General features: G+C 62.8%; 25 protein-coding genes and 2 pseudogenes. 16 read left to right on the top strand and 11 right to left on the bottom strand.

The annotated features are described in order from the left end of the window. Positions 1-203: 203 nt before the first annotated feature. The 8 genes from JQK88_RS30455 to JQK88_RS30420 form a co-directional block, all read right to left on the bottom strand. The gene (locus JQK88_RS30455) at positions 204-767 is read right to left on the bottom strand and encodes an NADPH-dependent FMN reductase (RefSeq protein WP_192251231.1); all 564 of its coding nucleotides are present in this window, start codon (positions 765-767) and stop codon (positions 204-206) included. Between the two features lie 60 nt (positions 768-827). Then, positions 828-1,448 carry a pyridoxamine 5'-phosphate oxidase family protein gene (locus JQK88_RS30450; protein ID WP_192251234.1) on the bottom strand — a complete coding sequence of 207 codons (621 nt, stop codon included), beginning with the start codon at positions 1,446-1,448 and terminating at the stop codon, positions 828-830. 92 nt (positions 1,449-1,540) lie between these two features. Beyond that, positions 1,541-2,212 (bottom strand): septation protein A, encoded by a 672-nt coding sequence (locus JQK88_RS30445; RefSeq protein ID WP_203280386.1) that lies wholly within the window; start codon positions 2,210-2,212, stop codon positions 1,541-1,543. A 61-nt stretch (positions 2,213-2,273) separates the two neighbouring features. After that, the gene (gene ftsY, locus JQK88_RS30440; RefSeq protein WP_203280385.1) at positions 2,274-3,668 is read right to left on the bottom strand and encodes a signal recognition particle-docking protein FtsY; all 1,395 of its coding nucleotides are present in this window, start codon (positions 3,666-3,668) and stop codon (positions 2,274-2,276) included. A gap of 12 nt (positions 3,669-3,680) precedes the next feature. Further along, the gene (mtaB, locus tag JQK88_RS30435) at positions 3,681-4,985 is read right to left on the bottom strand and encodes a tRNA (N(6)-L-threonylcarbamoyladenosine(37)-C(2))-methylthiotransferase MtaB (RefSeq protein ID WP_192251246.1); all 1,305 of its coding nucleotides are present in this window, start codon (positions 4,983-4,985) and stop codon (positions 3,681-3,683) included. Then, positions 4,985-5,869, bottom strand: a complete 885-nt coding sequence (gene dapF, locus JQK88_RS30430) for a diaminopimelate epimerase (RefSeq protein WP_203280384.1) — start codon at positions 5,867-5,869, stop codon at positions 4,985-4,987. Before dapF ends, mtaB begins: the two co-directional genes overlap by 1 nt. Before the next feature lie 73 nt (positions 5,870-5,942). Continuing rightward, positions 5,943-6,104 (bottom strand): DUF1328 family protein, encoded by a 162-nt coding sequence (locus JQK88_RS30425; RefSeq protein WP_112560094.1) that lies wholly within the window; start codon positions 6,102-6,104, stop codon positions 5,943-5,945. 63 nt (positions 6,105-6,167) lie between these two features. Next, positions 6,168-7,178, bottom strand: coding sequence for an MBL fold metallo-hydrolase (locus JQK88_RS30420; protein ID WP_192251252.1), 1,011 nt, complete (start codon positions 7,176-7,178; stop codon positions 6,168-6,170). Between the two features lie 273 nt (positions 7,179-7,451). On the opposite strand from JQK88_RS30420, the gene JQK88_RS30415 reads away from it, so the two are divergent. After that, positions 7,452-7,991, top strand: coding sequence for an AprI/Inh family metalloprotease inhibitor (locus JQK88_RS30415; RefSeq protein WP_112560096.1), 540 nt, complete (start codon positions 7,452-7,454; stop codon positions 7,989-7,991). Between the two features lie 30 nt (positions 7,992-8,021). Next, complete coding sequence (gene zapE / locus JQK88_RS30410; RefSeq protein ID WP_192251255.1) at positions 8,022-9,233, top strand: cell division protein ZapE; 1,212 nt, start codon at positions 8,022-8,024, stop codon at positions 9,231-9,233. A gap of 4 nt (positions 9,234-9,237) precedes the next feature. Here zapE and JQK88_RS30405 read toward each other — a convergent pair whose 3' ends face one another. Both JQK88_RS30405 and JQK88_RS30400 read right to left on the bottom strand, forming a co-directional pair. After that, positions 9,238-9,576 carry a hypothetical protein gene (locus tag JQK88_RS30405; RefSeq protein ID WP_192251257.1) on the bottom strand — a complete coding sequence of 113 codons (339 nt, stop codon included), beginning with the start codon at positions 9,574-9,576 and terminating at the stop codon, positions 9,238-9,240. 30 nt (positions 9,577-9,606) lie between these two features. Next, positions 9,607-10,026 carry a GNAT family N-acetyltransferase gene (locus JQK88_RS30400; RefSeq protein ID WP_203280383.1) on the bottom strand — a complete coding sequence of 140 codons (420 nt, stop codon included), beginning with the start codon at positions 10,024-10,026 and terminating at the stop codon, positions 9,607-9,609. A 233-nt stretch (positions 10,027-10,259) separates the two neighbouring features. Between JQK88_RS30400 and mdh the strand changes: the two genes are divergently transcribed. The 14 genes and pseudogenes from mdh to JQK88_RS30330 all read left to right on the top strand — a co-directional run bounded on the left by mdh (position 10,260) and on the right by JQK88_RS30330 (position 24,252). Next, a complete protein-coding gene (gene mdh, locus JQK88_RS30395; RefSeq protein WP_192251263.1) occupies positions 10,260-11,228 on the top strand; it encodes a malate dehydrogenase in 969 nt (322 codons plus the stop codon). Between the two features lie 18 nt (positions 11,229-11,246). Further along, positions 11,247-12,440, top strand: a complete 1,194-nt coding sequence (gene sucC / locus JQK88_RS30390; protein WP_203280382.1) for an ADP-forming succinate--CoA ligase subunit beta — start codon at positions 11,247-11,249, stop codon at positions 12,438-12,440. 4 nt (positions 12,441-12,444) lie between these two features. After that, positions 12,445-12,816 (top strand): cupin domain-containing protein, encoded by a 372-nt coding sequence (locus JQK88_RS30385; RefSeq protein ID WP_192251269.1) that lies wholly within the window; start codon positions 12,445-12,447, stop codon positions 12,814-12,816. 2 nt (positions 12,817-12,818) lie between these two features. Then, complete coding sequence (locus JQK88_RS30380; RefSeq protein ID WP_192251271.1) at positions 12,819-13,313, top strand: DUF1579 family protein; 495 nt, start codon at positions 12,819-12,821, stop codon at positions 13,311-13,313. Between the two features lie 13 nt (positions 13,314-13,326). Continuing rightward, positions 13,327-14,229, top strand: coding sequence for a succinate--CoA ligase subunit alpha (sucD, locus tag JQK88_RS30375; RefSeq protein WP_203280381.1), 903 nt, complete (start codon positions 13,327-13,329; stop codon positions 14,227-14,229). Between the two features lie 141 nt (positions 14,230-14,370). Then, positions 14,371-17,358: a 2-oxoglutarate dehydrogenase E1 component gene (locus tag JQK88_RS30370; RefSeq protein WP_203280380.1), complete on the top strand. Its 2,988-nt coding sequence runs from the start codon at positions 14,371-14,373 to the stop codon at positions 17,356-17,358. A gap of 62 nt (positions 17,359-17,420) precedes the next feature. After that, the gene (odhB, locus tag JQK88_RS30365; RefSeq protein ID WP_192251279.1) at positions 17,421-18,710 is read left to right on the top strand and encodes a 2-oxoglutarate dehydrogenase complex dihydrolipoyllysine-residue succinyltransferase; all 1,290 of its coding nucleotides are present in this window, start codon (positions 17,421-17,423) and stop codon (positions 18,708-18,710) included. 76 nt (positions 18,711-18,786) lie between these two features. Next, positions 18,787-19,275 carry a hypothetical protein gene (locus JQK88_RS30360; protein WP_192251377.1) on the top strand — a complete coding sequence of 163 codons (489 nt, stop codon included), beginning with the start codon at positions 18,787-18,789 and terminating at the stop codon, positions 19,273-19,275. Continuing rightward, positions 19,272-20,027: an SDR family oxidoreductase gene (locus tag JQK88_RS30355; RefSeq protein WP_203280379.1), complete on the top strand. Its 756-nt coding sequence runs from the start codon at positions 19,272-19,274 to the stop codon at positions 20,025-20,027. The genes JQK88_RS30360 and JQK88_RS30355 overlap by 4 nt, the downstream gene beginning before the upstream one ends. Positions 20,028-20,118: 91 nt before the next feature. After that, the gene (gene lpdA / locus JQK88_RS30350) at positions 20,119-21,522 is read left to right on the top strand and encodes a dihydrolipoyl dehydrogenase (RefSeq protein ID WP_192251280.1); all 1,404 of its coding nucleotides are present in this window, start codon (positions 20,119-20,121) and stop codon (positions 21,520-21,522) included. 118 nt (positions 21,523-21,640) lie between these two features. Next, positions 21,641-22,611: pseudogene (locus JQK88_RS30345) on the top strand (IS1595 family transposase). Between the two features lie 165 nt (positions 22,612-22,776). Continuing rightward, entirely contained in the window at positions 22,777-23,349 is a 573-nt protein-coding gene (locus JQK88_RS30340) for a hypothetical protein (RefSeq protein ID WP_203280378.1), read from the top strand. Positions 23,350-23,522: 173 nt separating this feature from the next. Beyond that, positions 23,523-23,696, top strand: coding sequence for a hypothetical protein (locus JQK88_RS30335; protein WP_183445735.1), 174 nt, complete (start codon positions 23,523-23,525; stop codon positions 23,694-23,696). 124 nt (positions 23,697-23,820) lie between these two features. After that, entirely contained in the window at positions 23,821-24,252 is a 432-nt protein-coding gene (locus JQK88_RS30330) for a hypothetical protein (RefSeq protein ID WP_203280377.1), read from the top strand. Positions 24,253-25,079: 827 nt separating this feature from the next. Here JQK88_RS30330 and JQK88_RS30325 read toward each other — a convergent pair. Then, positions 25,080-26,146 (bottom strand): annotated as a pseudogene (locus JQK88_RS30325) (TraB/GumN family protein). Positions 26,147-26,189 lie beyond the last annotated feature (43 nt).

Below are 26,189 nucleotides of genomic sequence, written 5' to 3'. Positions count from 1 at the left end.
GTGCGCCCTGCGTCGGCCTGAGGGCCTCACCGCCACCATCAAACTCCACCCCAAAAGGCAAAGCCGAGCGAGACATCACGGTCAAACCGCTCCGCACGCCTTTCTCCCGTAACTGTGCAACAGGCCCCTTGGGGGGTGAGAAGCGGTCCGCTTCAGCGGACGAAAGCCAATTGCTTGGCTTTTCGAGCTTCGAACGCCCTGAGCTATGCGAAGGGCCGGGGTGGTGGCCGATCCACCTGCCGCCCGCGTATAAAATCCACGAACCCTTGCACCGCGTCGCGCATAGCTTGCCGGTTCGCATCTTCGCCCAAGATCGTCTCCACCTCCGCCGGCTTCTTGCCCAGCAGCGCGATCTCGAACGTTTCCTCGCAGAGCGCAAACGACATCGTCCGCACGATCTCGGCGAGCGCGGCGCGGGCGTAGAGCGAGCGCGCGGAGGCGTGCACCAGCATGGCCGGCTTGTCGACGGCGGCGTCGCGCGAGACCAGCCAGTCGAGCGCGTTTTTCATGCCGCCCGGCACGCCATGCGCATATTCGGGGCAGGAAACGATAATGCCGTCGGCGCTGGTGACGGCCCCGATCAGCCGTGCGGCTTCGCGTGGCGTGCGCTCGCCTTCGTCATCGGGATTGAAGATCGGCAGCAGGCCTAGCCCGTCATAAACGGCTACGCGGCAATCCGAAGGCGCGTTCGCGGCCAGCGCCGCGAGCAGCGCCGAATTGGTCGAGGCAGCGCGCAGGCTGCCGGAGATGGCGAGGATTTCGATCACGGGAAAACCGGGCAAAGGAGAACCGGGCAAGGGGCCGGAATGGCGAATCGTGCCCGAAATCTACCACAGGGTCTTGCTGTAGGCCTCGTCCAGTGAGCGGTCGAAATCATCGGGCGTTTCGGCATGCGCCATCTGATCGGACAGGATCTGGCCGAGCGTCGGCAGCGTCGCGCGGTCGTACCAGCTGTCCGGCTTCCACAATTGCGAGCGCATGAAGGCCTTGGCGCAATGCATGTAGGCGGCCTTGACGCTCACCACGACGACGCTTTGCGGCTGCTTGCCGTCGACGGTGAGGCGCTCACGCAAATCCGCATCGACGGTGATGCGGGCGTCGCCATTGATGCGCAGCGTTTCGTTCATGCCGGGGATGAGGAACAGCAGCCCGACCGAAGGGTTGAGTAGGATGTTTTCCAGCGTGTCGAGCCGGTTGTTGCCGGGCCGGTCGGGGATGGCGATGGTCTTGTCGTCGAGGACAAGGGCGAAGCCAGGCCTGTCGCCTTTCGGCGTCACGTCGGCATTGCCGGCGTTATCGGAAGAACCAATCAGCACGAAGGGGCTCTTGCCGATGAAGGAGCGGCAGTGGCCGTCGAGTGCCCTGAGCTCCTTGCGCATCGAGGCGTCGGTCGGCCGCGGCGTCTTGTAGATTGTCCTCAACTCGTCGCTTGTGGTGACGAATTCCATGGCCCCTCTCCTCCAATTCCAGCGCAATTCCCAAGGGAAAGCGCTACGCGCTTTTCCCGGGAAAACCGCAACACACTTTTCCTGGAATTGCTCTACTTGCCGGCTTCTTCCACCTTCTCGGTCTTATCCTCTATCGAATGGCGCAGGATCAGCGGCATCTGGCTGAAGGTGAACAGCAGCGTGATCGGCATGATGCCCCAGACCTTGAAGGTAACCCAGAAGTCGGTCGAAAAATTCCGCCACACCACTTCATTGGCAAGAGCCAGGAACAGGAAGAACAGGCCCCAGCGGAAGGTCAGCTTGCGCCAGCCTTCGGCATCGAGGCGAAAGGCCGAATCGAAGACATAGCCGAGCAGCGAGCGGCCGAAATACAGGCCGCCAAGCAGCACGCCGCCGAACAGCGTGTTGACGATGGTCGGCTTCATCTTGATGAAGACGTCGTCCTGCAGATAGAGCGTCAGCGCGCCGAAGATGAAGACGACGACGCCCGAGACCATCGGCATGATCGGCAAGGTGCGCATCAGCAGCCAGGAGGCGATCAGCGCGATTGCGGTCGCGGCCATGAACAGGCCGGTGGCGACGAAGATCGGCCCGCCGAATTCGGCCAGCACCGGAAATTTCTCGACCAGCAAGGCGCCGCGCGCATTGGCGAAGAAGAACACCATCAGCGGTCCGAGTTCCAGCACCAGCTTGAGCAGCGGATTGACGCTTTCCTTCTTCTTTTGCGGGTTGGACGGGTCGCGTTCGAGGATGTGAGGGTTCATGACTTCCTTCTGACGCATGATCTTGTCCAAAAAGCCGTCAGCTCTTCGAGATCATTGCCTGTTACGCTACGCCCGCGATCGCCCTGGCGAATTCGCTGGCCGAGAATGGTTCGAGGTCGTCGACCTGTTCGCCGACGCCGATGAAATAGACCGGCAGTTTATGCTTTGCCGCGATCGCCACCAGAATACCGCCGCGCGCCGTGCCGTCCAGCTTGGTCATCACCAGGCCGTTGACGCCGGCGACATTGCGGAAGATCTCGACCTGGTTGAGCGCATTCTGGCCGGTGGTGGCGTCGACCGTCTGCAGCACGGTGTGCGGCGCTTCCGGATCGAGCTTGCCCAGCACGCGCACGATCTTTTCCAGTTCGGCCATCAGTTCGGTCTTGTTCTGCAGCCTGCCGGCGGTGTCGATGATCAGCACGTCGGAGCCAGCCTCTTTGGCCTTCTCGAAGGCGTCGTAGGCAAGGCCGGCGGCATCGGCGCCGATCTTGGAGGCGATGACCGGCGATTTCGTCCGCTCACCCCAGATCTTCAATTGCTCGATGGCTGCAGCGCGAAACGTGTCGCCGGCGGCGAGCATCACCGACAGCCCGCCATCGGTCAGTTTTGCCGCCAGCTTGCCGATGGTCGTGGTCTTGCCGGTGCCGTTGACGCCGACGACCAGGATGACATGCGGCTTGTGCGAAAGGTCGAGCTCCAGCGGCATGGCGACATGGGTCAGCACCTTCTCGACCTCGGCAGCCATGATGGTGCGGACATCTGCGTCGGAGACATCCTTGCCGTAGCGGCTGGCAGCGAGAGCATCGGTGACGCGCAAGGCTGTTTCCATACCGAGATCGGCGCGGATCAGCACGTCCTCCAGGTCCTGCAGCGTGTCCTCATCCAGCTTGCGCTTGGTGAAGACGCCGGCAATGTTGCCGGTGAGCTCGCGCGACGACCGCGCCAGCCCGTCGCGCATGCGCTGGAACCACGAACGACGCGGCGTCGGTTCCGGCGCCTTGACCGGCTCAGCCTTCTGCTCGACTTTTTTGGTGACGGTCACCTTGCCGGGAGCGGGTTTGGGCTCTGGCGAAGGAGGCGGGATGGGCTGCGGTTCGGGCGCGATCTCGGCAATGACTCGCTGTGCTTCGACCGGCGCAGGTGTAGCTTCGGGCGGTGTGCGCTTTACCTCCCCCTCGATGGGGGAGGTCCCAAGCGAAGCTTGGGGGTGGGGGTGATCGGCGTCGGCGCTGTCACCCCTCCCCGCCACTTCGTGGCGACCCTCCCCATCGACGGGAGGGTGGGGCGCTGGCGCCTCGTCACGCTTCAAAAACTCCGGAACGACCTGCTCGGCAGCAGGCTTCAGCGCCTCAAGCGCATCCCATTTGATCGGCGGCAGCGGCGCGGTTTCGTCGATGCGCGCCTCGACGACTTCCTTCTTGCCGAACGAAAATATCTTCTTGAAAAAACCGGCCATGCTTCAATCGTCTCAGGCGGCGCGGGCAGTGAGCGGCGCCGCAAGCAGGCGCGCGCCGTCATGGCCGGTAATGGTGGCCTCGACGATCTCTCCCGGCGCACCGGCGGCGATGGCGGCCAGCGTAAATCCTTCGGTGCGGCCGAGGCCGTCGCGCTCGACCAGGATCGACTGACGCGTTCCCGGCAGTGCCGACAAATGGCGGCGATACGCGGCTTCGCCCGCGGCGCGCAGCCTCGCGGCGCGCTGCTTCACCAGTTCGCGGCGGACCTGCGGCATGCGCGCGGCGGGGGTGCCTTCGCGGGGCGAGAACGGGAAGACATGCAGATGCGTCAACCCGCATTCCTCGACGATCTTTATCGAATTCTCGAACATGTCCTCGGTCTCGGTCGGAAAGCCGGCGATGATGTCGGCGCCGAAGACGATGCCGGGACGCAGCTTGCGCACATCCTCGCAGAAGCGGATCGACTGGTCGCGCAAATGGCGGCGCTTCATGCGCTTCAAAATCATGTCGTCGCCCGACTGCAGCGACAGGTGCAGATGCGGCATCAGCCTGGGCTCGGTGGCAATGGCATCAAGCAGATCGTCATCGGCCTCGATCGAATCGATGGAGGACAGCCGCAGCCGCTTCACGTCGGGTACCTGCTTCAGAATGGTCTTCACCAGCCTGCCGAGTTTCGGCGCACCCGGCAGATCGGCGCCGAAGCTGGTCATGTCGACGCCGGTCAGCACGATTTCGGCATAGCCATTGCCGGCGAGCCTTTTGACCTGGTCGACCACGGCGCCCATTGGCACCGAGCGTGAATTGCCGCGGCCATAGGGGATGATGCAGAAGGTGCAGCGATGGTCGCAGCCATTCTGCACCTGGACGAAGGCACGCGCCCGGCCCTCGATGGCGTCGACCATGTGACCAGCGGTCTCGCGCACCGAGAAAATGTCGTTGACGCGCGCCTTCTCGGTGTCGTTGACGCCGAAATCCGGCAGCGCGCGGTAGGAGTTCGCCTTCAACTTCTCCTCATTGCCGAGCACGAGATCGACCTCGTCCATGGCAACGAAATTCTGCGGTTCGGTCTGCGCCGCGCAGCCGGTGACGATGATGCGCGCCTGCGGGTTTTCGCGGCGGGCCTTGCGGATCGACTGCTTGGCCTGGCGCACCGCTTCCGAGGTGACGGCGCAGGTGTTGAAGATGATGGCGCCGCCTGCGAGCGCGCCGAGGCCGGCACTTTCGGCTTCGCGACGCATCACCTCGGATTCATAAGTGTTGAGGCGGCAGCCGAAGGTGACGACGTCTATGCCTTTTGCGTTGGCAAGACCAGACATCAGGCCGCGCTTTCAGTGTCGCGAGCCCAGCTTCCGGTCGACGGATCGAAACTGCCGGAAAACTCCCATTCGGCAGCGCCGGTCAGGATAACGTGGTCGTCGTCGCGCCATTCGACATGCAGCGAGCCGCCGCCTGGCGTCATCAGCGTGACGCTGCGGCCGGTGCGCCGGGTGCGGGCTGCGGCGACTACCGCTGCGCAAGCGGCCGAGCCGCAGGCCTTGGTCAGGCCGGCGCCGCGCTCCCAGGTGCGGATGATCATCGTCTCCGGCGACGTCACCTGTGCGATTGTGATGTTGGCGCGCTCGGGGAAGATCGGATGGTTTTCGAGCAGCGGGCCGAAACGCTCGAGCTCGTAGGACCGGACGTCGCGATCGACCCAGAAGATGGCGTGCGGGTTGCCCATCGAGAGAGCCGAAGGCGAATGCAGCACCGGCGCGTCGATCGGGCCGATCTGCAATTCGATCATGCGGGTGTCGCGAAACTCTTCCGCCAGCGGAATATCCTGCCAGCCGAAGCGCGGCGTGCCCATGTCGACCGAGATGGTGCCGTCAGCGTGCTCAAGGGCGTTGAGGATGCCGGCGCGGGTCTCGAAGGTGAAGTTCTTCTGGCCGGTTTCGGCGGCCAGCGCCTGGACGACGCAGCGCATGCCGTTGCCGCAGGCCTGTGCGCCCGAGCCGTCGGAATTCAATATGTCGATGTAGTAGGCGGTGCCGGGCGTGCGGGCGTCATGGATGGCCATGATCTGGTCGAACCTGGTCGCCGCATCGGCGTTGAGCGCGACAGCCGACGCTGCCGTCACTCTATCGGCACGGCCGCGCATGTCGGCAACGATGATCTCGTTGCCGATGCCGTTCATCTTGGCGAAGGGGGCCGTGCCTGCCATAGCTTCCCGTAGTTCCTGTCCGTTTTGCCGCTATATGGCGGAAACGGGCGGGAATTACCAGTGCGACGGGGTCTCAGGTCACGGCAAAGACGCCGAGCACGATCAGCAGGAAGATGACTAGAACGATGCCGATGAGGATGCGCGCGCCGGTGGCGGCGGCGCCAGCCAGCGCCGGCATGCCGAGCAGGCTCGCGGCGGCGGCGACGATCAGAAGAATGATGATCCATTTGATCATGGAAAGGCTCCCGGCCAAATTGCGTTGCGCAAACAACGTGTTTTGGCCCGTTGGGTTCCTTCCCTAGACCTCCGGCACGTCCCAGATTTCACCCGGCCGCAGGGCGCGGAACCGCTCCTGCGGCACGCCCTTCGCCTTCAGCGCTTCGGCCAGTTTTTGGACCGGCTCGTCGATCGGTTCGTCGGTGAGATGGAAGGTGCCCCAGTGGCAGCCTGCGGCGTGAGCCGCGTTGCACAGCTGCATGCCTTGCACCGCTTCTTCCGGGTTCTGATGCTGCGGCGCCATGAACCAGCGCGGCTCGTAGGCGCCGATCGGCAGGATGGCGAGGCGAAAGCCGCCATGTTTCTCAGCCATCAGCCGGTAATTGGCGCCGCCATGGAAACCGGTGTCACCAACGAAATAGATCTTTCCGGCGGGGGTTTCGACGACGAAGCCAGCCCACAGCGCCATGCGGCGGTCGCGCGCGCCACGCGCCGACCAGTGATGCACCGGCTCGACATGGACGGCGATGTCCTTGGTAATCTCGACACGCTCGCCCCAGTCATGCGCCGTCGTTCGCATGCCCGGCACGGCGCTATCGATGATGGCGTCGTTGCCGAGCGGCGTCAGCACAAGCGGATCGTGCTTCGCCTTCAGCCGCTTGAGCGTGGCAAGGTCGAGATGGTCGTAGTGATTGTGGCTGACCAGCACCAGGTCGATCGGCGGCAGCTGGGAAAACGCGATGCCTGGCGCATTGACGCGCCTGGGCCCGGCAAAGGAGAGCGGCGAGACGCGCGGCGACCACACCGGGTCGGTCAGGATGTTGAGACCGGCGGTCTGGATCAGCAGCGTCGCGTGACCGACCATGGTCAGGCGCAGCCCGTCGCTGTCGATTCGCGCCGCCGGCTCCGTTGGTTCAAACGGACTCGGATTGGCCGCCGGCCATTTCGAACGCTCGCCGCTCAGCTGCCATTTGAGCAGATCTGTGAAGCGGCCGGGCATCTGGCCGTCGGGATTGAAGAAGAGAGTACCGTCGAAATGGTCGCTGGGCGGGCCTCTGTAATAGCAGTTGGCGGCTCTCTTTCTCGCGGCCAAGGTTTCGGCTCCGGCAGGTTTCTGTCCTTGCTAGATAGGGACGAGGGCCTCCGGTGCAAGCAGGTGCCACTTTCGCAACCGATCTGCTGGTTCGAGCCACGCTAGAGCGAAGGCACGCCTTTGTCCGCCAGGAATTTTGCGATAAATTTGCAACAATTCTTGCTGCAAACCCTATTTTAACCATATCGGGTTGAAATTTCGCCACCTTCTCCATCTTGGTGAGGGTGAGAGTGTGCGGACGGCTTCCCCCAGCCGGATCCGACGGAGGTTGACATGACATTTTCAAGAAGCGGCCTGGTGGCCGTATCGCTGGCAGCGCTGTTTGCAAGCGGCTGTTCGACCTCGCGTTTTTCATCGATGGATGACCAGCAGCCGGCGCCGCTGCAGCCCGCGCCCGCCGGTACGGTGAGCGGAAGCCAGCTGCCGCCACCGGCAGCGCCGGGCACAACCGACCCGTCGCAATTCCCGACGGCGCCGGCCGGCACTCAGGTCGCCTCGCTGCCGCCGGATGGATCGGCGCCTGCGGGCGCCACCGACCTCACCGCGGCCAGCGTCGCCGGTGTCTGGAACGCCAGCGTGTCCGGACAGAGCTGCAAGGTGGCGACGCCACAGACCAAATTCGGCGCCGGCTATCGCGCCGGACCATTGCATTGCCCCGCACCGATCGACGGCATCAAGTCGTGGAACGTCGCCGGCAAGCAGCTGACGCTCTATGACGAGAATGGCGGCACCCTGGCGCGGCTCTATTCGTCGGGCGGTTCGAAATTCGACGGCCAGACTTCCACCGGCTTGCCGATTTCGCTTACAAGATAAGCTGCCTATCCCTAGACAGCGACGTGACCGATGCATCTGCGTGACGGCCTCCAGACCCATGCGACCGTCAGGCAGCGCTACGACCATCTGGTCGACACCGGCGCTGTCGAACGCGATCCGGCGCAGGAGCGCATCGCAGCCGCACTCGACCGGCTGATCGATGAGATCTCGGTCAAGCGACTGGCGCACAAATCGAGTGCGCTCGGCTGGCTGTTTGCCCGCAAGCGCGAGACGCGCGAGGTCGTCAAGGGCCTCTACATCCATGGTGGCGTCGGCCGCGGCAAGACCATGCTGATGGACATGTTCTTCGAACTGCTGCCGGTCCGCCGCAAGCGCCGTGTCCATTTCAACGACTTCATGGCCGATGTGCAGGATCGCATCCAGAAGCACCGGCGGGCGCGCAAGAATGGCGACGCCAAGGAGGACGATCCGATCCCGCCGGTCGCGCTCCAGCTTGCCGAACAGGCCTGGGTGCTGTGCTTCGACGAGTTTTCGGTCACCGACATTGCCGATGCGATGATCCTGTCGCGGCTGTTTTCGGCGCTGTTTGCCAATGGCGTGGTGCTGGTCGCCACCTCCAATGTCGCGCCCGAAAACCTCTATCGCGACGGGCTGAACCGCCAGCTCTTCCTGCCCTTCATCAGCATTCTCGAGCGTCACGCCCAGGTGCTGACACTCGATGCCGACAAGGACTACCGGCTGGAAAAACTGGCGCGCACGCCGGTCTATGTCACCCCGGCGGATGCCGAGGCGGACCGTATGCTGGACGAGGCCTGGCAGGCGATGACACGCGGCGCGCCCGTCGTCGAGACCACCGTGGCGGTGAAGGGCAGGCAGGTGGTGGTGCCGGCCGCTGCGGGCGACACGGCGCGGTTTTCCTTCGCCGATCTCTGCGAAAAGCCGCTTGGCGCCCGCGATTTCCTGGCCATTGCCGGCCGCTTCTCAACCATCTTCATCGATCGCGTGCCGGTACTCGGCGAAGGCAGGCGCAACGAGGCCAAGCGCTTCATCCTGTTGATCGATACGCTCTACGATCACCACACGCGGCTGGTGGTGAGCGCCGAGGCCGCGCCGTCTGAGCTTTATACGGCCAAGCGCGGCGTCGAGGTGTTCGAATTCGAACGCACCGCCTCACGGTTGATCGAGATGCAAAGCCGCGACTGGCTGGAAGACTGGGCGGAACGGCAGAAGGCGCAGAAGCCCGAAGGCAGGCATAGCGAGCCTCCGGTCGCGATGGCCTAAGCCTTCAAGTCCGCGGCAAGGTTCCGGCAACAACCGTGTAGTGGTCGACGAATTCGGGCTTTTCCAGAAGGTAGCGATCGTCTTCGGGATAGTAGCGGGCCAGTTCGGGTGCATCCCCGGCAAAGCTTCGCACGGCGTCCATTGATGACCACCAGCTCAATGTGACGATCTCCGTCGAGTCATCGTCGCGATCGCGCATAAGCATCTGGAAACCGCGATTGCCGGCCGTAGCCGCGTAGTCGAGGCCTCCCGTCCTCTCGACATAGGCGGCATAGGCAACGCGATCCTGTGTACGGATGACGGACGACCAGCGACGCAGAATGAGCGGTTCTGTCTCAGTCATGGCTAACCTCCCTGTTGTCGTGGCCGCATTCTAGAGCCTGTAGACATACATCACGAATGGCTCGGCTACCGCACCGCGCGACTCATAAAGCGAGCGCGCCGCTACATTGTCCGGCTCGGTGCCGACCCATGCCTCTTCACAGCCCTGATCGCGCCCGATCATGAACATCACATCCAGCATCTTTCGGGCGATGCCCTGGCGCTGGAAGGCCGGGGACACCCCGACCTCGTCGATGTAGAGTTCGCTGACCTTGTCGGGGTGGCGGTGGATGACGGCGGCGCACTGGCCGACGACGACATTTTCGGACAGTGCCACGATCATGAAATGGCCCGGTGCGGCGAGATAGGCGGCGAGCCTGTCGGCGCGCACCGGCTCGTCGAACACGTCTTCGGCGACCCGCTTCACAAGGGCGTCATCGCCGGCATATAGTCTTCTGATTTCCACGTTCATTGTGTAAAACCTCTCAAGTCGGCTTACAAACTCTGACGTTTACGTAAATCCCATTGTTTCTAACCGATTGAAATTATTCACTCGAAAATAATCGATTGAATATATTTTCCACCAGGGCTACTGGATGCGGCGAAATCTCGCGGATACCGCAGCCTTCCGGCTCTTCCTCGACGCCGTCAACCAGATCGCCACAGATTTGGGCGTCGTCACAGACAAAGGGAAAATTTCCTCACATGGCACGCAACAAGATAGCGCTTATCGGCTCCGGCATGATCGGCGGCACTCTCGCTCACATGATCGGCCTCAAGGACCTCGGCGACGTGGTGCTGTTCGATATTGCCGAGGGCATTCCGCAAGGCAAGGGGCTCGATATCGCGCAGTCTTCGCCGGTCGAAGGCTTCGATTCGAGGCTGACCGGCGTCAATGACTATGCCGGCATCGAGGGCGCCGACGTCTGCATCGTCACCGCCGGCGTGCCGCGCAAGCCGGGCATGAGCCGCGACGACCTGCTCGGCATCAACCTCAAGGTCATGGAACAGGTCGGTGCCGGCCTGAAGAAGTACGCGCCGAAGGCCTTCGTCATCTGCATCACCAACCCGCTCGACGCCATGGTCTGGGCGCTGCAGAAGTTCTCCGGCCTGCCCAAGACGCATGTCGTCGGCATGGCCGGCGTGCTCGACAGTGCGCGCTTCCGCTATTTCCTCGCCGAAGAGTTCAAGGTCTCGGTCGAAGACGTCACCGCCTTCGTGCTCGGCGGCCATGGCGATTCCATGGTGCCGATGATCCGTTATTCGACAGTGTCGGGCATTCCGCTGCCGGACCTCATTAAGATGGGCTGGACCTCGAAGGAAAAGCTCGACCAGATCGTCCAGCGCACCCGCGATGGCGGCGCCGAGATCGTCGGCCTGCTCAAAACCGGCTCGGCCTTCTACGCGCCGGCAGCCTCGGCCATCTCGATGGCTGAATCCTATCTCAAGGACAAGAAGCGCGTGCTGCCTTGCGCTGCGCATCTCTCGGGCCAGTATGGCGTCAAGGGCACCTATGTCGGCGTTCCCGTGGTCATTGGCGCCGGCGGCGTCGAGCGCATCATCGAGATCGACCTCAACAAGAGCGAGCAGAAGATGTTCGACGCTTCGGTGGCGACGGTGCAGGGCCTGACCGAGGCCTGCGTCAAGATCGCCCCGCATCTCGCCTCGAAGTGATCCCCGGAGACCATCCAGATGAACATCCATGAATATCAAGGCAAGGCGCTGCTGAAGAGCTTTGGCGCGCCGGTGGCCGAAGGCGTGCCGGTGTTCAAGGCGAGCGAGGCGGAAGCCGCGGCACAAGCGCTTCCCGGCCCGCTCTATGTGGTGAAGAGCCAGATCCATGCCGGCGGCCGGGGCAAGGGCAAGTTCAAGGAGCTTGGCCCGGACGCCAAGGGTGGTGTGCGGCTGGCCAAGTCGGTGGCCGACGTCGTCGCCAATGCCAATGAGATGCTTGGCCACACGCTGGTGACCAAGCAGACGGGACCGGCCGGCAAGCAGGTCAATCGGCTGTACATCGAGGACGGCGCCGACATCGAGCGCGAGCTTTATCTGTCGATCCTGGTCGACCGCGCGGTTGGCCGCATCGCCTTCGTCGTCTCGACCGAAGGCGGCATGGACATTGAAGGCGTCGCCCACGACACGCCGGAAAAGATCATCACCCGCGCCATCGACCCGCTGGCCGGCGTGACGAGCATCGACGTCGACATATTGGTGGAAGCGCTGGGGCTCACTGGCGATGCCGCCAAGGATGCCGCAACGCTGTTCCCGATCCTCTACAAGGCCTTTGTCGAAAAGGACATGAGCCTGCTCGAGGTCAATCCGCTGATCGTGATGAAGAACGGCCGACTGCGCGTGCTCGACGCCAAAGTGTCGTTCGACAACAACGCTCTCTTCCGCCACCCCGAGCTGATGGAACTGCGCGACACCACCGAAGAGGACGAAAAGGAGATCGAGGCGTCGAAATACGACCTCGCCTATGTCGCGCTCGACGGCAATATCGGCTGCATGGTCAATGGCGCCGGCCTTGCCATGGCGACGATGGACATCATCAAGCTCTACGGCGCCGAGCCCGCCAACTTCCTCGATGTCGGCGGCGGCGCGTCGAAGGAGAAGGTGACGGCGGCGTTCAAGATCATCACCAAGGATCCGGCGGTCAAAGGCATTTTGATCAACATCTTCGGCGGCATCATGAAGTGCGACATCATTGCCGAGGGCGTGATTGCCGCGGTCAAGGAAGTCGGCCTGCAAGTGCCGCTGGTGGTGCGCCTCGAAGGAACCAATGCCGAACTCGGCAAGAAGATCATCAACGACAGCGGCTTGAATGTCGTGTCGGCCGATGACCTCGACGACGCAGCCAAGAAGATCGTGGCAGCGGTGAAGGGCTGAGCGGATGCCTCCGCGCAAGATAAACCTGGTCGAGGCGGCTGATCAGAAGATCACGAAGGTCTTCGATCCGCATATTGCCGGCGATGTCAATGACAGCCAGGCGAAGGTTGCCAAGTTCGGCGAGACCTTCGACTGGCATGCGCATGAACATGAGGACGAAGCCTTCCTCGTGCTGCGGGGCAGGATCGCCATCGATTTCCGCGACGGTCCGGTCGAGCTCGGCGAGGGCGATTTCATCGTCGTGCCGAAGGGCGTCGAGCACCGGCCGCGGTCGCTGACCGCGGAGCCGGTGGTGCTGATGTTCGAGCCGGCAACGACGCTCAACACCGGCAATGCCAAGAGCGATCTCACCGTCTCCGATCTGAAGCGGCTCTGATCATGAACGCGGCTTCCTTCTCCTCGCTCTCGGCCGATCACCAGCGCCTGCAGGCGCTGGTCGGTGCGTGGCGCGGCGAAGAAGAGGTGGCGGAAACGCAATGGGCCGATGGCGGCACCGCCACGTCGGAAGTGCTGGCGGAGGCACAGTTCGGCGGCCTGTTCGTGGTGCAGCGCTATCGCCAGCGCCGCGACGGCACGGTCTCGTTCGGCTCGCACAGCGTGTTCGGCTTCGACCAGCCAAACAGCCTCGTCACCATGCACCAGTTCGATTCGATGGGCTTTGTGCCGGCCTCGCCGGCCACAGGCACATGGAACGGCGCTGAACTGGTCCTCGAGCGGTCGTCGCCGCGCGGCGCCGCGCGCGTGACATATATTTTCGACGATGCCGATGCCTACCGCATGCGACTGCATTTCAAACCCGCCGGCGGCGACAGCTGGCAAGACATGGTGAGCGGCGTCTACCGGCGCGTCTCGCCTTCCTCGATCAACTTTTAGAAAAAGGGCTCCGATGTCCATTCTCATCGACAAGAACACCAAGGTGCTGGTGCAGGGCCTGACCGGCAAGACCGGCACGTTCCACACCGAACAGGCGCTGGCCTATCACGGCACCAAGATGGTGGGCGGCATCCATCCCAAGAAGGGTGGCGAGACCTGGACCGGCGCGAAGGGCGAAAGCCTGCCGATCTTCGCCTCCGTCGCCGAAGGCAAGGCAAAGACCGGCGCCAATGCCTCGGTCGTCTATGTGCCGCCGGCAGGTGCTGCCGAAGCCATCCTGGAAGCGATCGAAGCCGAGATCCCGCTGATCGTCTGCATCACCGAAGGCATTCCGGTGATGGACATGGTCAAGGTCAAGGCGCGGCTCGACCGCTCGACCTCGCGCCTGATCGGCCCGAACTGCCCGGGCGTACTCACCCCCGACGAATGCAAGATCGGCATCATGCCCGGAAACATCTTCCGCAAGGGCTCGGTCGGCGTTGTTTCGCGCTCGGGAACGCTTACCTATGAGGCGGTCTTCCAGACCACCAATGTCGGCCTCGGCCAGACCACCGCCGTCGGCATTGGCGGCGACCCCGTCAAGGGCACCGAGTTCATCGACGTGCTCGAGATGTTCCTCGCCGACGACGAGACCAAGTCGATCATCATGATCGGCGAGATCGGCGGTTCGGCCGAGGAAGACGCCGCGCAGTTCCTCAAGGACGAGGCCAAGCGCGGCCGCAGGAAACCGATGGCGGGCTTCATTGCCGGGCGCACCGCGCCGGCCGGCCGCACCATGGGCCATGCGGGCGCGGTCATCTCCGGCGGCAAGGGCGGCGCGGAAGACAAGATCGCGGCAATGGAATCGGCCGGCATCAAAGTATCGCCGTCGCCGGCACGGCTGGGCACGACCCTGGTCGAGGCGATCAAGGGCTAAAGGCAGTACGGGAGTAGGGCAGTATGGCAGTAGGGGAATAAGACAGGCGGGACGAGCGCGGCTCGCTTTCCTTACTGCCCTATTCCCCTACTGCCCTACTCCCCTCCAACAAAGGAGACGGAGCCAGGCTCCGCAGACAAAATGGCAAGACAAGATCAGGCCAACGACCAGTTTTCACTCACCTCATTCCTCTATGGCGGAAATGCCGACTACATCGACGCGCTTTATGCCTCCTATGAGGACGATCCGGAGTCGGTCAATCCGGAGTGGCAGGACTTCTTCGCGGCGCTGAAGGACGACGCCGGCGATGTGCGCAAGAACGCCAAGGGCGCGTCCTGGGCAAGGCCCTCCTGGCCGCTGCAGGCCAATGGCGAGCTGGTATCGGCGCTCGACGGCAATTGGGGCCTGGTCGAGAGGACGGTCGAAAAGAAGGTCAAGGACAGGGCGGTCACCAACGGCGTCGTGCTGTCGGATGCCGATGTGCACCAAGCGACGCGCGATTCGGTACGCGCCATCATGATGATCCGCGCCTACCGCATGCGCGGCCATCTGCACGCCAATCTCGATCCGCTCGGCATCGCCAAGCCGCTCGAGGACTATAACGAGCTGTCGCCAGAGAATTACGGTTTTACCGCTGCCGACTACGACCGGCCGATCTTCCTCGACAATGTGCTCGGCCTCGAATTCGGCACCATCCGGCAGATGCTGGAGATTCTCACCCGCACCTATTGCTCGACGCTCGGCGTCGAGTTCATGCACATCTCCGATCCCGAGGAGAAGGCCTGGATCCAGGCCCGCATCGAAGGCACCGACAAGGAGATCTCCTTCACCGCCACCGGCAAGAAGGCGATCCTGCAGAAGCTGGTCGAGGCCGAAGGCTTCGAGCAGTTTATCGACGTCAAGTACAAGGGCACCAAGCGCTTCGGCCTCGATGGCAGTGAAGGCCTGATACCGGCGCTGGAGCAGATCATCAAGCGCGGCGGCCAGCTCGGCATGAAGGAAATCGTGCTCGGCATGGCGCATCGCGGCCGGCTGAACGTGCTCTCCCAGGTGATGGCCAAGCCGCACCGCGCCATCTTCCACGAGTTCAAGGGCGGCTCGGCCGCTCCCGACGAGGTCGAGGGCTCGGGCGACGTCAAGTACCATCTCGGCGCTTCGTCGGACCGCGAGTTCGACGGCAACAAGGTGCACCTGTCCTTGACCGCCAACCCTTCGCATCTGGAAATCGTCGATCCGGTGGTGATGGGCAAGGCGCGCGCCAAGCAGGACTATCTGTTCGGCCGCAGCCGCGAGGAGATCGTGCCGCTGGAAGAGCGCGCCAAGGTGCTGCCGTTGCTGCTGCATGGCGACGCCGCCTTTGCCGGCCAGGGCGTGATTGCCGAGATCCTCGGCCTGTCGGGCCTGCGCGGCCACCGCGTCGCCGGCACGCTGCACTTCATCATCAACAACCAGATCGGCTTTACCACCAATCCGCGCTTCTCGCGCTCGTCGCCCTACCCGTCCGACGTCGCCAAGATGATCGAGGCGCCGATTTTCCACGTCAATGGCGACGATCCGGAAGCCACGGTCCATGCCGCCAAGGTGGCGATCGAATTCCGCATGAAGTTCCACAAACCGGTGGTCGTGGACATGTTCTGCTACCGCCGCTTCGGCCACAATGAGGGCGATGAGCCGGCCTTCACCCAGCCGATCATGTACGCCAACATCCGCAATCATAAGACGACGGTGCAGATCTACGGCGACCGGCTGATCGCCGAGGGCCATATCACCCAGGCCGAGCTCGACAAGATGAAGGCCGACTGGCGCGCACATCTGGAATCCGAATGGGAAGTCGGCCAGCACTACAAGCCCAACAAGGCCGACTGGCTGGACGGCGCCTGGTCAGGCCTGCGCACCGCCGACAACCAGGACGAACAGCGCCGCGGCAAGACCGCCGTGCCGGTCAAGGTGCTGAAGGACATCGGCAAGAAGCTGACCGAGGTGCCGAAAGGTTTCGAGGCGCACAAGACCATCATCCGCTTCCTCGAGAACCGCCGCCAGGCGATCGAATCCGGCGAAGGCATCGACTGGTCGACGGCCGAGGCGCTGGCTTTCGGCGCCATCCTGCTCGACGGCAATCCGATCCGCCTGTCCGGCCAGGATTCCGAACGCGGCACCTTCTCGCAGCGCCATTCGGTGCTCTACGACCAGCGCGACGAGACCCGCTATATCCCGCTCAACAATCTGTCGGCGGCGCAGGCGGGCTACGAAGTCATCAACTCGATGCTGTCGGAAGAGGCGGTGCTCGGCTTCGAATATGGCTACAGCCTGGCCGAGCCGAAGGCGCTGACCTTATGGGAAGCGCAATTCGGCGACTTCGCCAACGGCGCCCAGGTGGTGTTCGACCAGTTCATCTCCAGCGGCGAGCGCAAGTGGCTGCGCATGTCGGGCCTCGTCTGCCTGCTGCCGCATGGCTATGAGGGCCAGGGTCCGGAGCATTCCTCGGCGCGTCTCGAACGCTTCCTGCAGCTCTGCGCCGAAGACAATATGCAAGTCGCCAACTGCACCACGCCGGCCAACTATTTCCACATCCTGCGCCGGCAGCTGAAGCGCGACTTCCGCAAGCCGCTGATCCTGATGACGCCGAAGTCGCTGCTGCGCCACAAGCGGGCGGTGTCGACGCTGCCTGAGATTTCGGGCGAAAGCTCGTTCCACCGGCTGCTTTGGGACGATGCCCAGCTGTTGCAGAACCAGGCGATCAAGCTGGTCAAGGATTCCAAGATCCGCCGCGTCGTGCTGTGCTCGGGCAAGGTCTATTACGACCTCTATGAGGAGCGCGAGAAGCGCGGCATCAACGACATCTATCTGTTGCGCGTCGAACAGCTCTATCCGTTCCCGGCCAAGGCGCTGATCACCGAACTGTCGCGTTTCCGCAACGCCGAGATGGTGTGGTGCCAGGAAGAGCCCAAGAACATGGGCGCCTGGTCGTTCATCGATCCGTATCTGGAATGGGTGCTGGCGCATATCGACGCCAAGCATCAGCGGGTGCGCTACACCGGACGTCCGGCGGCGGCATCGCCGGCGACCGGATTGATGTCGAAGCATCTGGCGCAGCTCGCAGCCCTGCTCGAAGACGCGCTCGGTGAGTAAAGCAGCATTGGGCGAATAGAATTCGGCACACAGAACAGACAGAGAAGAAACGGACAGGCACAATGGCTACCGAAATCCGCGTTCCCACTCTCGGCGAATCCGTCACCGAGGCGACCATCGGCAAATGGTTCAAGAAGGTCGGCGATGCCATTGCCGTCGACGAGCCGCTGGTCGAGCTCGAAACCGACAAGGTGACAGTAGAAGTGCCCGCCGCTGCCGCCGGCACGCTGGGCGAGATCACCGCCAAGGAAGGTGAGACCGTCGGCGTCGGCGCCCTTCTCGGGTCGATCTCGGCCGGCGAAGCCGCCGCCCCTGCAAACAAGCAGGAGGCCAAGCCGCAAGCCGTCTCGCAAGCGTCGAGCCCCGACGCGGCCCATACGACCAAGCAGGCCGCGGCCGAGACTGCCAAGATCGCCGGTGATGCCGGCGCGGTCGAGCCGCGCTCTATGCCGCCGGCCCCGGCCGCCGCAAAGCTGATCGCCGAGGCCAATCTGTCGGTCGATCAGGTGTCCGGCTCAGGCAAGCGCGGCCAGGTGCTGAAGGGTGATGTGCTCGACGCCATCGCCCGGGGCGCGCCGTCGCAGCCGGCCGAAACGCCGAGAGCCGCACCGGCGCCCGTCGTGGTGCGCGCGCCGTCCTCCGGTGACGATGCCTCGCGTGAAGAACGCGTGCGCATGACCAAGCTGCGCCAGACCATCGCGCGCCGGCTGAAGGAAGCGCAGTCGACCGCCGCCATGCTGACCACCTTCAACGAGGTCGACATGTCAGCGGTGATGGCGCTCAGGACCAAATACAAGGACATCTTCGAGAAGAAGCACGGCGTGAAGCTTGGCTTCATGGGCTTCTTCACCAAGGCCGTCACCCACGCCTTGAAGGAGATCCCCTCGGTCAATGCCGAGATCGACGGCACCGACATCATCTTCAAGAACTATGCCCATATCGGCGTTGCCGTCGGCACCGAAAAGGGCCTCGTCGTGCCGGTGGTGCGCGATGCCGACCAGATGTCGATCGCCGAGATCGAGAAGGACATCGGCCGGCTGGGCATTGCCGCGCGCGACGGCAAGCTGTCGGTCGCCGACATGCAGGGCGGCACGTTCACCATATCCAACGGTGGCGTTTACGGCTCGCTGATGTCGACTCCGATCCTGAATGCGCCGCAGTCGGGCATTCTGGGCATGCACAAGATCCAGGACCGGCCCGTCGTGGTCGGCGGCCAGATCGTGATCCGGCCGATGATGTACCTGGCGCTCTCCTACGATCATCGCATCGTCGACGGCAAGGAAGCGGTGACCTTCCTGGTCCGCGTCAAGGACAGCCTCGAGGATCCTGAACGGCTGGTGCTTGATCTCTAGAGGCTGGTCGGTTTTGAGCCGGGGAAAAGGACTGCGCCGCCGCATGACGACCCGTTCCTCGCGCTTCCGGTCCGGAATGGTTTTCACGGCAGTGTGTGCGGTCGGCGTCACGCAAGCTGTATCTACAGCCCACGCCGCCTGTCCGCTGGCGCTCGCCGTATATGGCGACGCCGAAAGCGATACTGGGATCGATTTCCGGCCGACGATGGATGCGGCCACCGTCACCAACTCCTTCAAGATGGTGCTCGACAAGGGCGTCGTGCTCGACGGCATCGTCATGTGGACATCAGGTGTTTCGCGGCCGCACGGCTCGCTGATGTACAAATGCCCGACCGGCGACGTCACCGGTGACGAGCTCGCCGCCTGCACGGTGTGGCAGGGCGTCGTCTACAGCGCCGACGACAAGGGCAACATCGCGCTCATGGCGGCGGAGGGCACGGACGCACCGCAGAGCCTGATCTTCCCCGATCTCGGGCCGTCGCTGCAGATGTCGTCGGCCTTCGGCGCCAACGGTTTCTCGAAACTGCCGTGGGACGTGTTTCTGCTGAAAGGTTGCCAGGAATGAGCGCGGCCAAGAAGGTTCTTCTGGTCACTGGCGGCAGCCGCGGCATTGGCGCGGCCACCTGCCGGCTTGCGGCGAAGGCCGGCTACCGCGTCGCGGTCAACTATGCCGCGAACGAGGCCGCCGCCAAGGCGCTGGTTGCCGAAGTCGAGGCGATGGGCGGTGACGCCTTTGCGGTCAAGGGTGACGTCGGCAACGAAGGCGACATCGTGGCAATGTTCGAGGCGGTCGACCACCGCTTCGGCAGGCTCGATGGCCTCGTCAACAATGCCGGCGTCGTCGACGTCAAGGCGCGTGTCGACGAGATGAGCCTGGCGCGGCTGGAGCGCATGATGCGCATCAATGTCATCGGCTCGTTTCTGTGCGCCCGCGAAGCGGTCAGGCGCATGTCGAGCAAGAATGGCGGCCAGGGCGGCGCCATCGTCAACATTTCGTCGGCGGCGTCGATACACGGCTCGCCCGGCGAATATGTCGACTATGCCGCGTCCAAGGCGGCGATCGACACCTTCACGCTCGGGCTGGCGCGCGAAGTCGCGACTGAAGGCGTGCGTGTCAATGCGATACGGCCAGGCATCATCGACACCGAGATCCACGCCTCCGGCGGCCAGCCAGACCGGGTCGAGCGGTTCCGCGACATGCTGCCGATGAAACGCGCCGGCACGGCGAATGAAGTCGCGCATGCGGTTCTCTATCTTTTGTCGGATGAAGCGTCCTATACGACGGGCGCGATCCTGAATGTAAGCGGCGGCCGCTGAAGGCCACAAATCAAAGGGATAGAGCATGATGGTCTCCGAAAACCGCTTCACACTTTTCGGCATCATGCTCTAGGCAAGAAGGACACCCATCATGGCTTATGACGTCGTTATCATCGGGTCGGGACCGGGCGGCTATGTCTGCGCCATCAAGGCGGCGCAGCTGGGGCTGAAGGTCGCGGTGGTCGAGAAGAACGCCACTTTCGGCGGCACCTGCCTCAACATCGGCTGCATCCCGTCCAAGGCGCTGCTGCATGCTTCCGAGATGTTCGCCGAGGCAGGCCATTCCTTCGACACGCTCGGCGTCGAGGTAACGCCGAAACTCAATCTGAAGAAGATGATGGCGCACAAGGACGCAACCGTTTCGGCCAACGTCAACGGCGTCGCCTTCCTGTTCAAGAAGAACAAGATCGACTCCTTCCGCGGCACCGGCAAGGTGGTCGCCGCCGGCAAGGTCTCGGTGACGGCTGAGGACGGCAAGGTCGAGGAGATCGAGACGAAAAACATCGTCATTGCCACCGGCTCGGATGTCGCCGGCATTCCCGGCGTCAAGGTCGACATCGACGAGAAGGTGATCCTGTCGTCGACCGGCGCGCTGTCGCTCGAGAAAGTGCCGGAGCGACTGGTGGTGGTCGGCGGCGGCGTCATCGGGCTGGAGCTCGGCTCGGTCTGGGCGCGGCTCGGCGCCAAGGTCACCGTGGTCGAGTTCCTCGACACCATCCTGGGCGGCATGGACGGTGAGGTGTCCAAGCAGTTCCAGCGGCTGCTGTCCAAACAAGGGTTCGAGTTCAAGCTCGGTGCCAAGGTGACAGGTGTGACCAAGGTCAAGAAGGGTGCGACGGTCACCTTCGAGCCGGTCAAGGGCGGAGCGGCCGAGACCATCGAGGCCGACGCGGTGCTGATCTCGACCGGACGCCGGGCCTATTCCGACAGTCTCGGGCTGAAGGAGGCCGGCGTCGAGGTCGATGAGCGCGGCCGGGTCAAGACTGATGGCCATCTGCGGACCAATGTGGCCGGCATCTACGCCATCGGCGATGTCATCGCCGGACCGATGCTGGCGCACAAGGCAGAGGATGAAGGCGTGGCGGTGGCCGAGACCATTGCCGGCCAGGCCGGCCATGTGAACTACGACGTCATCCCGAGCGTCGTCTACACCAGCCCGGAAATCGCTTCGGTCGGCAAGACCGAGGAGGAGCTGAAGAAGGCCGGCATCGATTACAAGATCGGAAAATTCCCGTTCACCGCCAATGGCCGCGCGCGCGCCATGCTGCACACCGACGGCTTCGTGAAGATCCTCGCCGACAAAGCCAGCGACCGCGTGCTCGGCGTCCACATTGTCGGCTTCGGCGCCGGCGAGATGATCCATGAGGCTGCGGTACTGATGGAGTTCGGCGGCTCGTCCGAAGACCTCGCCCGCACCTGCCACGCGCACCCGACAATGTCGGAAGCGGTCAAGGAAGCGGCACTGGCCACGTTCTTCAAGCCGATCCATATCTGATTTCGACGGGAAGTTTGCAGCACGTCGGCGGTGAAGGATCGCTACCCTCGCCAATAGGCGATTACCCGTTTGACAAACCAAACGGATTATGCGATAACGATTCCAAGGAGTTATCGCCATGTCGGTTCTGTCCCGCCCCGAGTTCCACGACGAAGCCAAGGCTTTCGAGCACGTCGAGGGCATCTTGTGGCCGACCGGCCCGGTTTGCCCCAAGTGCAAATCCAATGAGCGGCACTATGCTTTGAAGGGCGTCCGCTCAAAGGCTTCGAAGAAGAACCCCAACGGCGTCGAGCGCCACGGCCTTTACAAGTGTTCGAACTCAAAATGCCGCTCGCAGTTCACCGTCCGCATGGGCACCATTTTCGAGGAAAGCCACATGCCGCTGCACAAGTGGCTGCAGGTGATACACCTCATGTGCGCATCGAAGAAGGGCATCAGCGCGCATCAGATCCACCGGATACTGGAATGCAAGTATGACACCGCCTGGTTTCTCTGCCATCGCGTTCGCTTCGCTATGGCATCAGGCAGCCTTTCGCCCATGGGCGGCCCGGGAAAAACCGTCGAGGCCGACGAGACCTACATCGGACGTTTAGCCGGCACGGAAGTCCGTCGCGGCGGCGGCGCCCACAAGAACACCGTCCTTACGCTGGTCGAGCGCGGCGGCATTGCCCGCTCGTTCCATATCGACAGTGCCAAGGTAAAGACCGTCATGCCAATCGTTCGCGCTAACATCGCGAAAGAGACTGCAATGATGACCGACGAGTGGGGCGGCTACCGCTATCTAAGCGGCGAGTTCGCATCGCACGATACGGTCGTGCATTCCAAGGACGAATACGTCCGCTACGAAGGCGAAAAGACCATCCATACGAACACCGTGGAAGGCTTCTACAGCATCTTTAAGCGCGGCATGAAAGGCGTCTACCAGCATTGCGCGGAACACCACTTGCACCGTTATCTGGCCGAGTTCGATTTCCGCTACAGCACCGCGTTGCGCTTGGCGTCGATGATGGCGTGCGCGCGGTGAAGGCTCTTCTTGGAGTGAAGGGCAAGCGCCTTACGTTCCGAGGTCCTTCGCGACGCCCGGCATAGCTTCCGCCGGAAGCCTGTCCAGCACCGCTTTCCGTTCAAGCCGAAGCGCAGGCGGAAATAAAGATATCTGCATGTGTTTCTGAGAGGCAAACAGACAACCCAGAAAACCGTGTCTGTCGCCAGACGGTGTTTGCGTTTGTCTGGGAATCGCGTTAGTTCTCGCGGATGACCCGTCCATCCCATGCAGTCTCGATTCTCATCGCGGAACGCGGCACCCTCGCGGATCGCATTGAACAGTTGCAGTCCGACCTCAAGGAGGCCAAGGGCAACTTGCGGTCCCTTGACGAAGCCATCGCGCTGCTTACTGGCGCCCCGGCGCCGTCCCTTCGTCCAGATGCTCCGACGCTCAAGGATTTGATCCTTGAGCAACTAGACGGGATCGAAGGCAAGACGCCGCTGGAGATCGCTAACGCCATCTCGGCGGCAGGACGGGACACAAGCAATACCTCTGTCTCATCCATCCTGTCACGCCTTCGCGCAGACGGCTTGGCGGACAAGGACGGAGACAAATGGATTAGGACGCAAGTACCAGATTTCACAAAAGGCTCTGACGCGCCAACGTCAGAGCCTTTTGACGAAACGGGGCCGGAAACTGGTCGGGAGAAGGCCTTACCAACCGACTCTCCCGAGGGTTCGATTCCCTCCGGCTCCACCCAGAAGTCGCTTCAGGAAAGCATTGCCGAGTTGTTGAATTCGGCAAGAGGTCTTCGCCGAGGCGACGATGACACCCCCTTTTAACCCAGCCCGGACAGGCGCAAAGGAAAGGAGAGGCCCATGTGGTCAACCAAGATAATAGATGTATGAGGGCCAAGGCTCTGCATAGCATCTAAGGCTCGGTTGTCCGCTGGCGAGAAAACTCGCCGGCGGCGACATTCATATCTGACTCCCGGAAACCCGTAAAGAGTCGACCCATGGCTAAGGATAAATCTCAGATCGACAAGTTCCTTGAAGCTGCTCGCGCCCTAGAGGATGTGACGGACGAGGACTATGACGATGCCGTCGCAAAAGTCGCCAAGGCGCAGAAGTTGACGGACGAAGAGATAAAGGCCCTCGCCAAACAGGTGCGGAAGAGGCCTTCAGACTGAGATTGCTGGGGTTTATCCTCGCAACCCACAGGGATGGGCATTAGCCGGCGCTTAAGGGCTTGTTGACGCTGCGGAATCTGCGGAGAGTCGAAATCCTCCCCCGATTCGAGAAGGCATCCTCCCCATGGCCTACAAGAACGTTCTTTTGCTCCAGGTATTTCTAAAATTCGAAGCCGAATTGTGCGACCGGGAATTGAAAGCTCTCGCCCGCGCTGTCGGTCCTGTATCCAAGCCGGTCATGCACGACAAGCGCCATATCGGCTATGTCATCATCACCGGCGAGACTGCGCAGGAGCTAGTGGATCGTCTCGCCTTTGTGCTCGACGCTGATAACTTCACCGACTACACCGCCGTCCCTGTTCTCGGCAATCCAGCCGGCAAGCATGGCGGCTTCAATAGCCTCGTTACCCGCGTCCGTCTGGCCTATGCTGCTCTCCAGAGCAGTCCAGCCAAGCAATTTGCCAAGAGTCAAATTCTCGTCGAACAGCGAGGACGCAAAAGCGCACCGGCTGAGATGCGCGTCAAAGGCGACCGAGATCGGCAAACGCCTAAGTAGCCTTATGGTGAAGAACTCGACGCGACCCATGACTACCCCCCTAAGCTAGAGGGGTAGTCTGACTCTTCAACCTTGTGCCGGGAATGCGGCAAAAAGGATCGGCTGTTACTCCAGCCGGCGCCGGCCTGTCTGGCGAAAGAATCGCATTGAACGATTTGGTTTGTCAAATGGGCAATCCCCCGCCAATAACAGGCCCAAAAACAAAACGGCCCGCTTCGCAGCGGGCCGTTCGTTATTAAATTCAGTGGCCTGATTACTGGGCCGGTGCGGGAGCCGGGGCTGGTGCCGGAGCGGGCTCAGGCGCAGGTGCGGGCGCCGGGGCTGGCGCGGGAGCCGGTTCGGCGGGCTTCATCGGCTCAGCCGGTGCAGGCGCAGGTGCCGGTGTGCTGGCTGCCGGCGGCTCAGCGGGTGCCGGATGCTCGCCGCTTCTTCCAAAAACATAGTACGCGACAATCGCAAGGATGACGACGACCAGCGCAATCAGCCAGCCGCTGCCACCGCCCGATTTGGGCGCCGGGCCCGGGTCGTTAGGGTTCGACATAAAAGTGTCCTCCGTGGATGAAAAGCATCAAACAACACCCATCAACGCGCAACCGTTGAACGGGTTTCATACTAGGCCTGGAAATCGCCGAACGCAGGAAAATTCTGATTTGCAACCGGTCGGTGGCCTGTATTTCCCCCGCAAAATCAATCGCGAGTGAGCAAAACTGAGCTTACCTGTACTTTTTCGCCAAGAATAGGGCCAACTGGTCTTCGGACCGCGAATCAGCTGCGGACCCAGACACAACCGAGCCTTGCGTGATTCGGCAGGCAAGGAGCCGCGCAGATCAGTCGACGGCAGTGACAGTATAGCCGGCTTTGCGAAAATCCTCCACCAGGCCTTCGGGGCCGGGAAGATGCAGGGCGCCGACCGCCATGAAGGCGTTGCCCTTGGCCAGGATCGGCTGGGCATGATCGACCATCACCTTGTTGCGGTCGGTGATCATGGCCTGCTCGAAGGCGGCGTACCCTGCAGCGTCGTCCTCTTCGCCTGGGGACATTGACCGCAGGAGCGGCCAGAACGTGCCGGTGTCGCCGCGCTGGTAGAGCACGATCATGGTCTCGTTGATGTCGTTTATCTTGTCGCCGAGCTTCAAGGTTTCAACCAGCCCCTTGATGTGAAAGGCGATCGGCAGCGAAGCCATGGCGCGGAGCTGGCCGGCGGCGGTTTCCAGGCCTTCCACCGGCTTTCCATTAGCCTTGGCGTCCTCAGCCAGCTTGACGTCGAGAACCGGCGCGCCGCCCGCCTGGCGGGCGACCTCGCAGACCGGCAGCGCGACCATGGCCGACAGCAGCCACGGCTTCATCTTGGAGACGCTCGCCGGCGGAATGCCGCGCGCATCGAGCCCCTTGTTCACCACCGCCGCATCCTCCGGCGACAACAGCGACGACAGCGTCGTGCTGTCGGTGAACATCATCAGCTCGGGCTCCTTGAGCATGGCCTCATCATCTTCTGCTTGTCGAGCACGTCGGTGGTTTCGATGATGATGGTGCCGGCAGCGTCGTAGGCCCGCTTGGCGGCCGGCGGCAGCGCGGTCACGCGCGGGTCGGTCATGTGCATGGTGCCGAACAGGAAGGACGGCTTTTCGCCTGATTTTTCCAGTTTCCACAATAGGCCCTTGCCGTTCAGCGTCGCCGCCGCTTGCGCCTCGATCCTGGCATAGGTGGCGGGGTCGTCCTTCTGCAGGGCCGACAGCAGATCAGCGCCGGTGCAGACCGGGACGTCGGCATGCGCCTTACCGGCGGCGAGCAGCAGCACGATGAGGAAAGACAGGAAAAACAGCGCGTTGAGCGCGACAAGCAGCTTCAGCGACGCAAGGGCCGCGCGGTCGGCGATGGCGATGACGCGTTTCATGATCGCTTTTCTAGGACCGAAAAGCGGCGAAACGGTTAATCGG

This window comes from Mesorhizobium caraganae (assembly GCF_016836705.1).
Taxonomy (GTDB): Bacteria; Pseudomonadota; Alphaproteobacteria; order Rhizobiales; family Rhizobiaceae; genus Mesorhizobium; species Mesorhizobium caraganae.
This window is presented reverse-complemented; position numbering and strand designations above follow the sequence as displayed.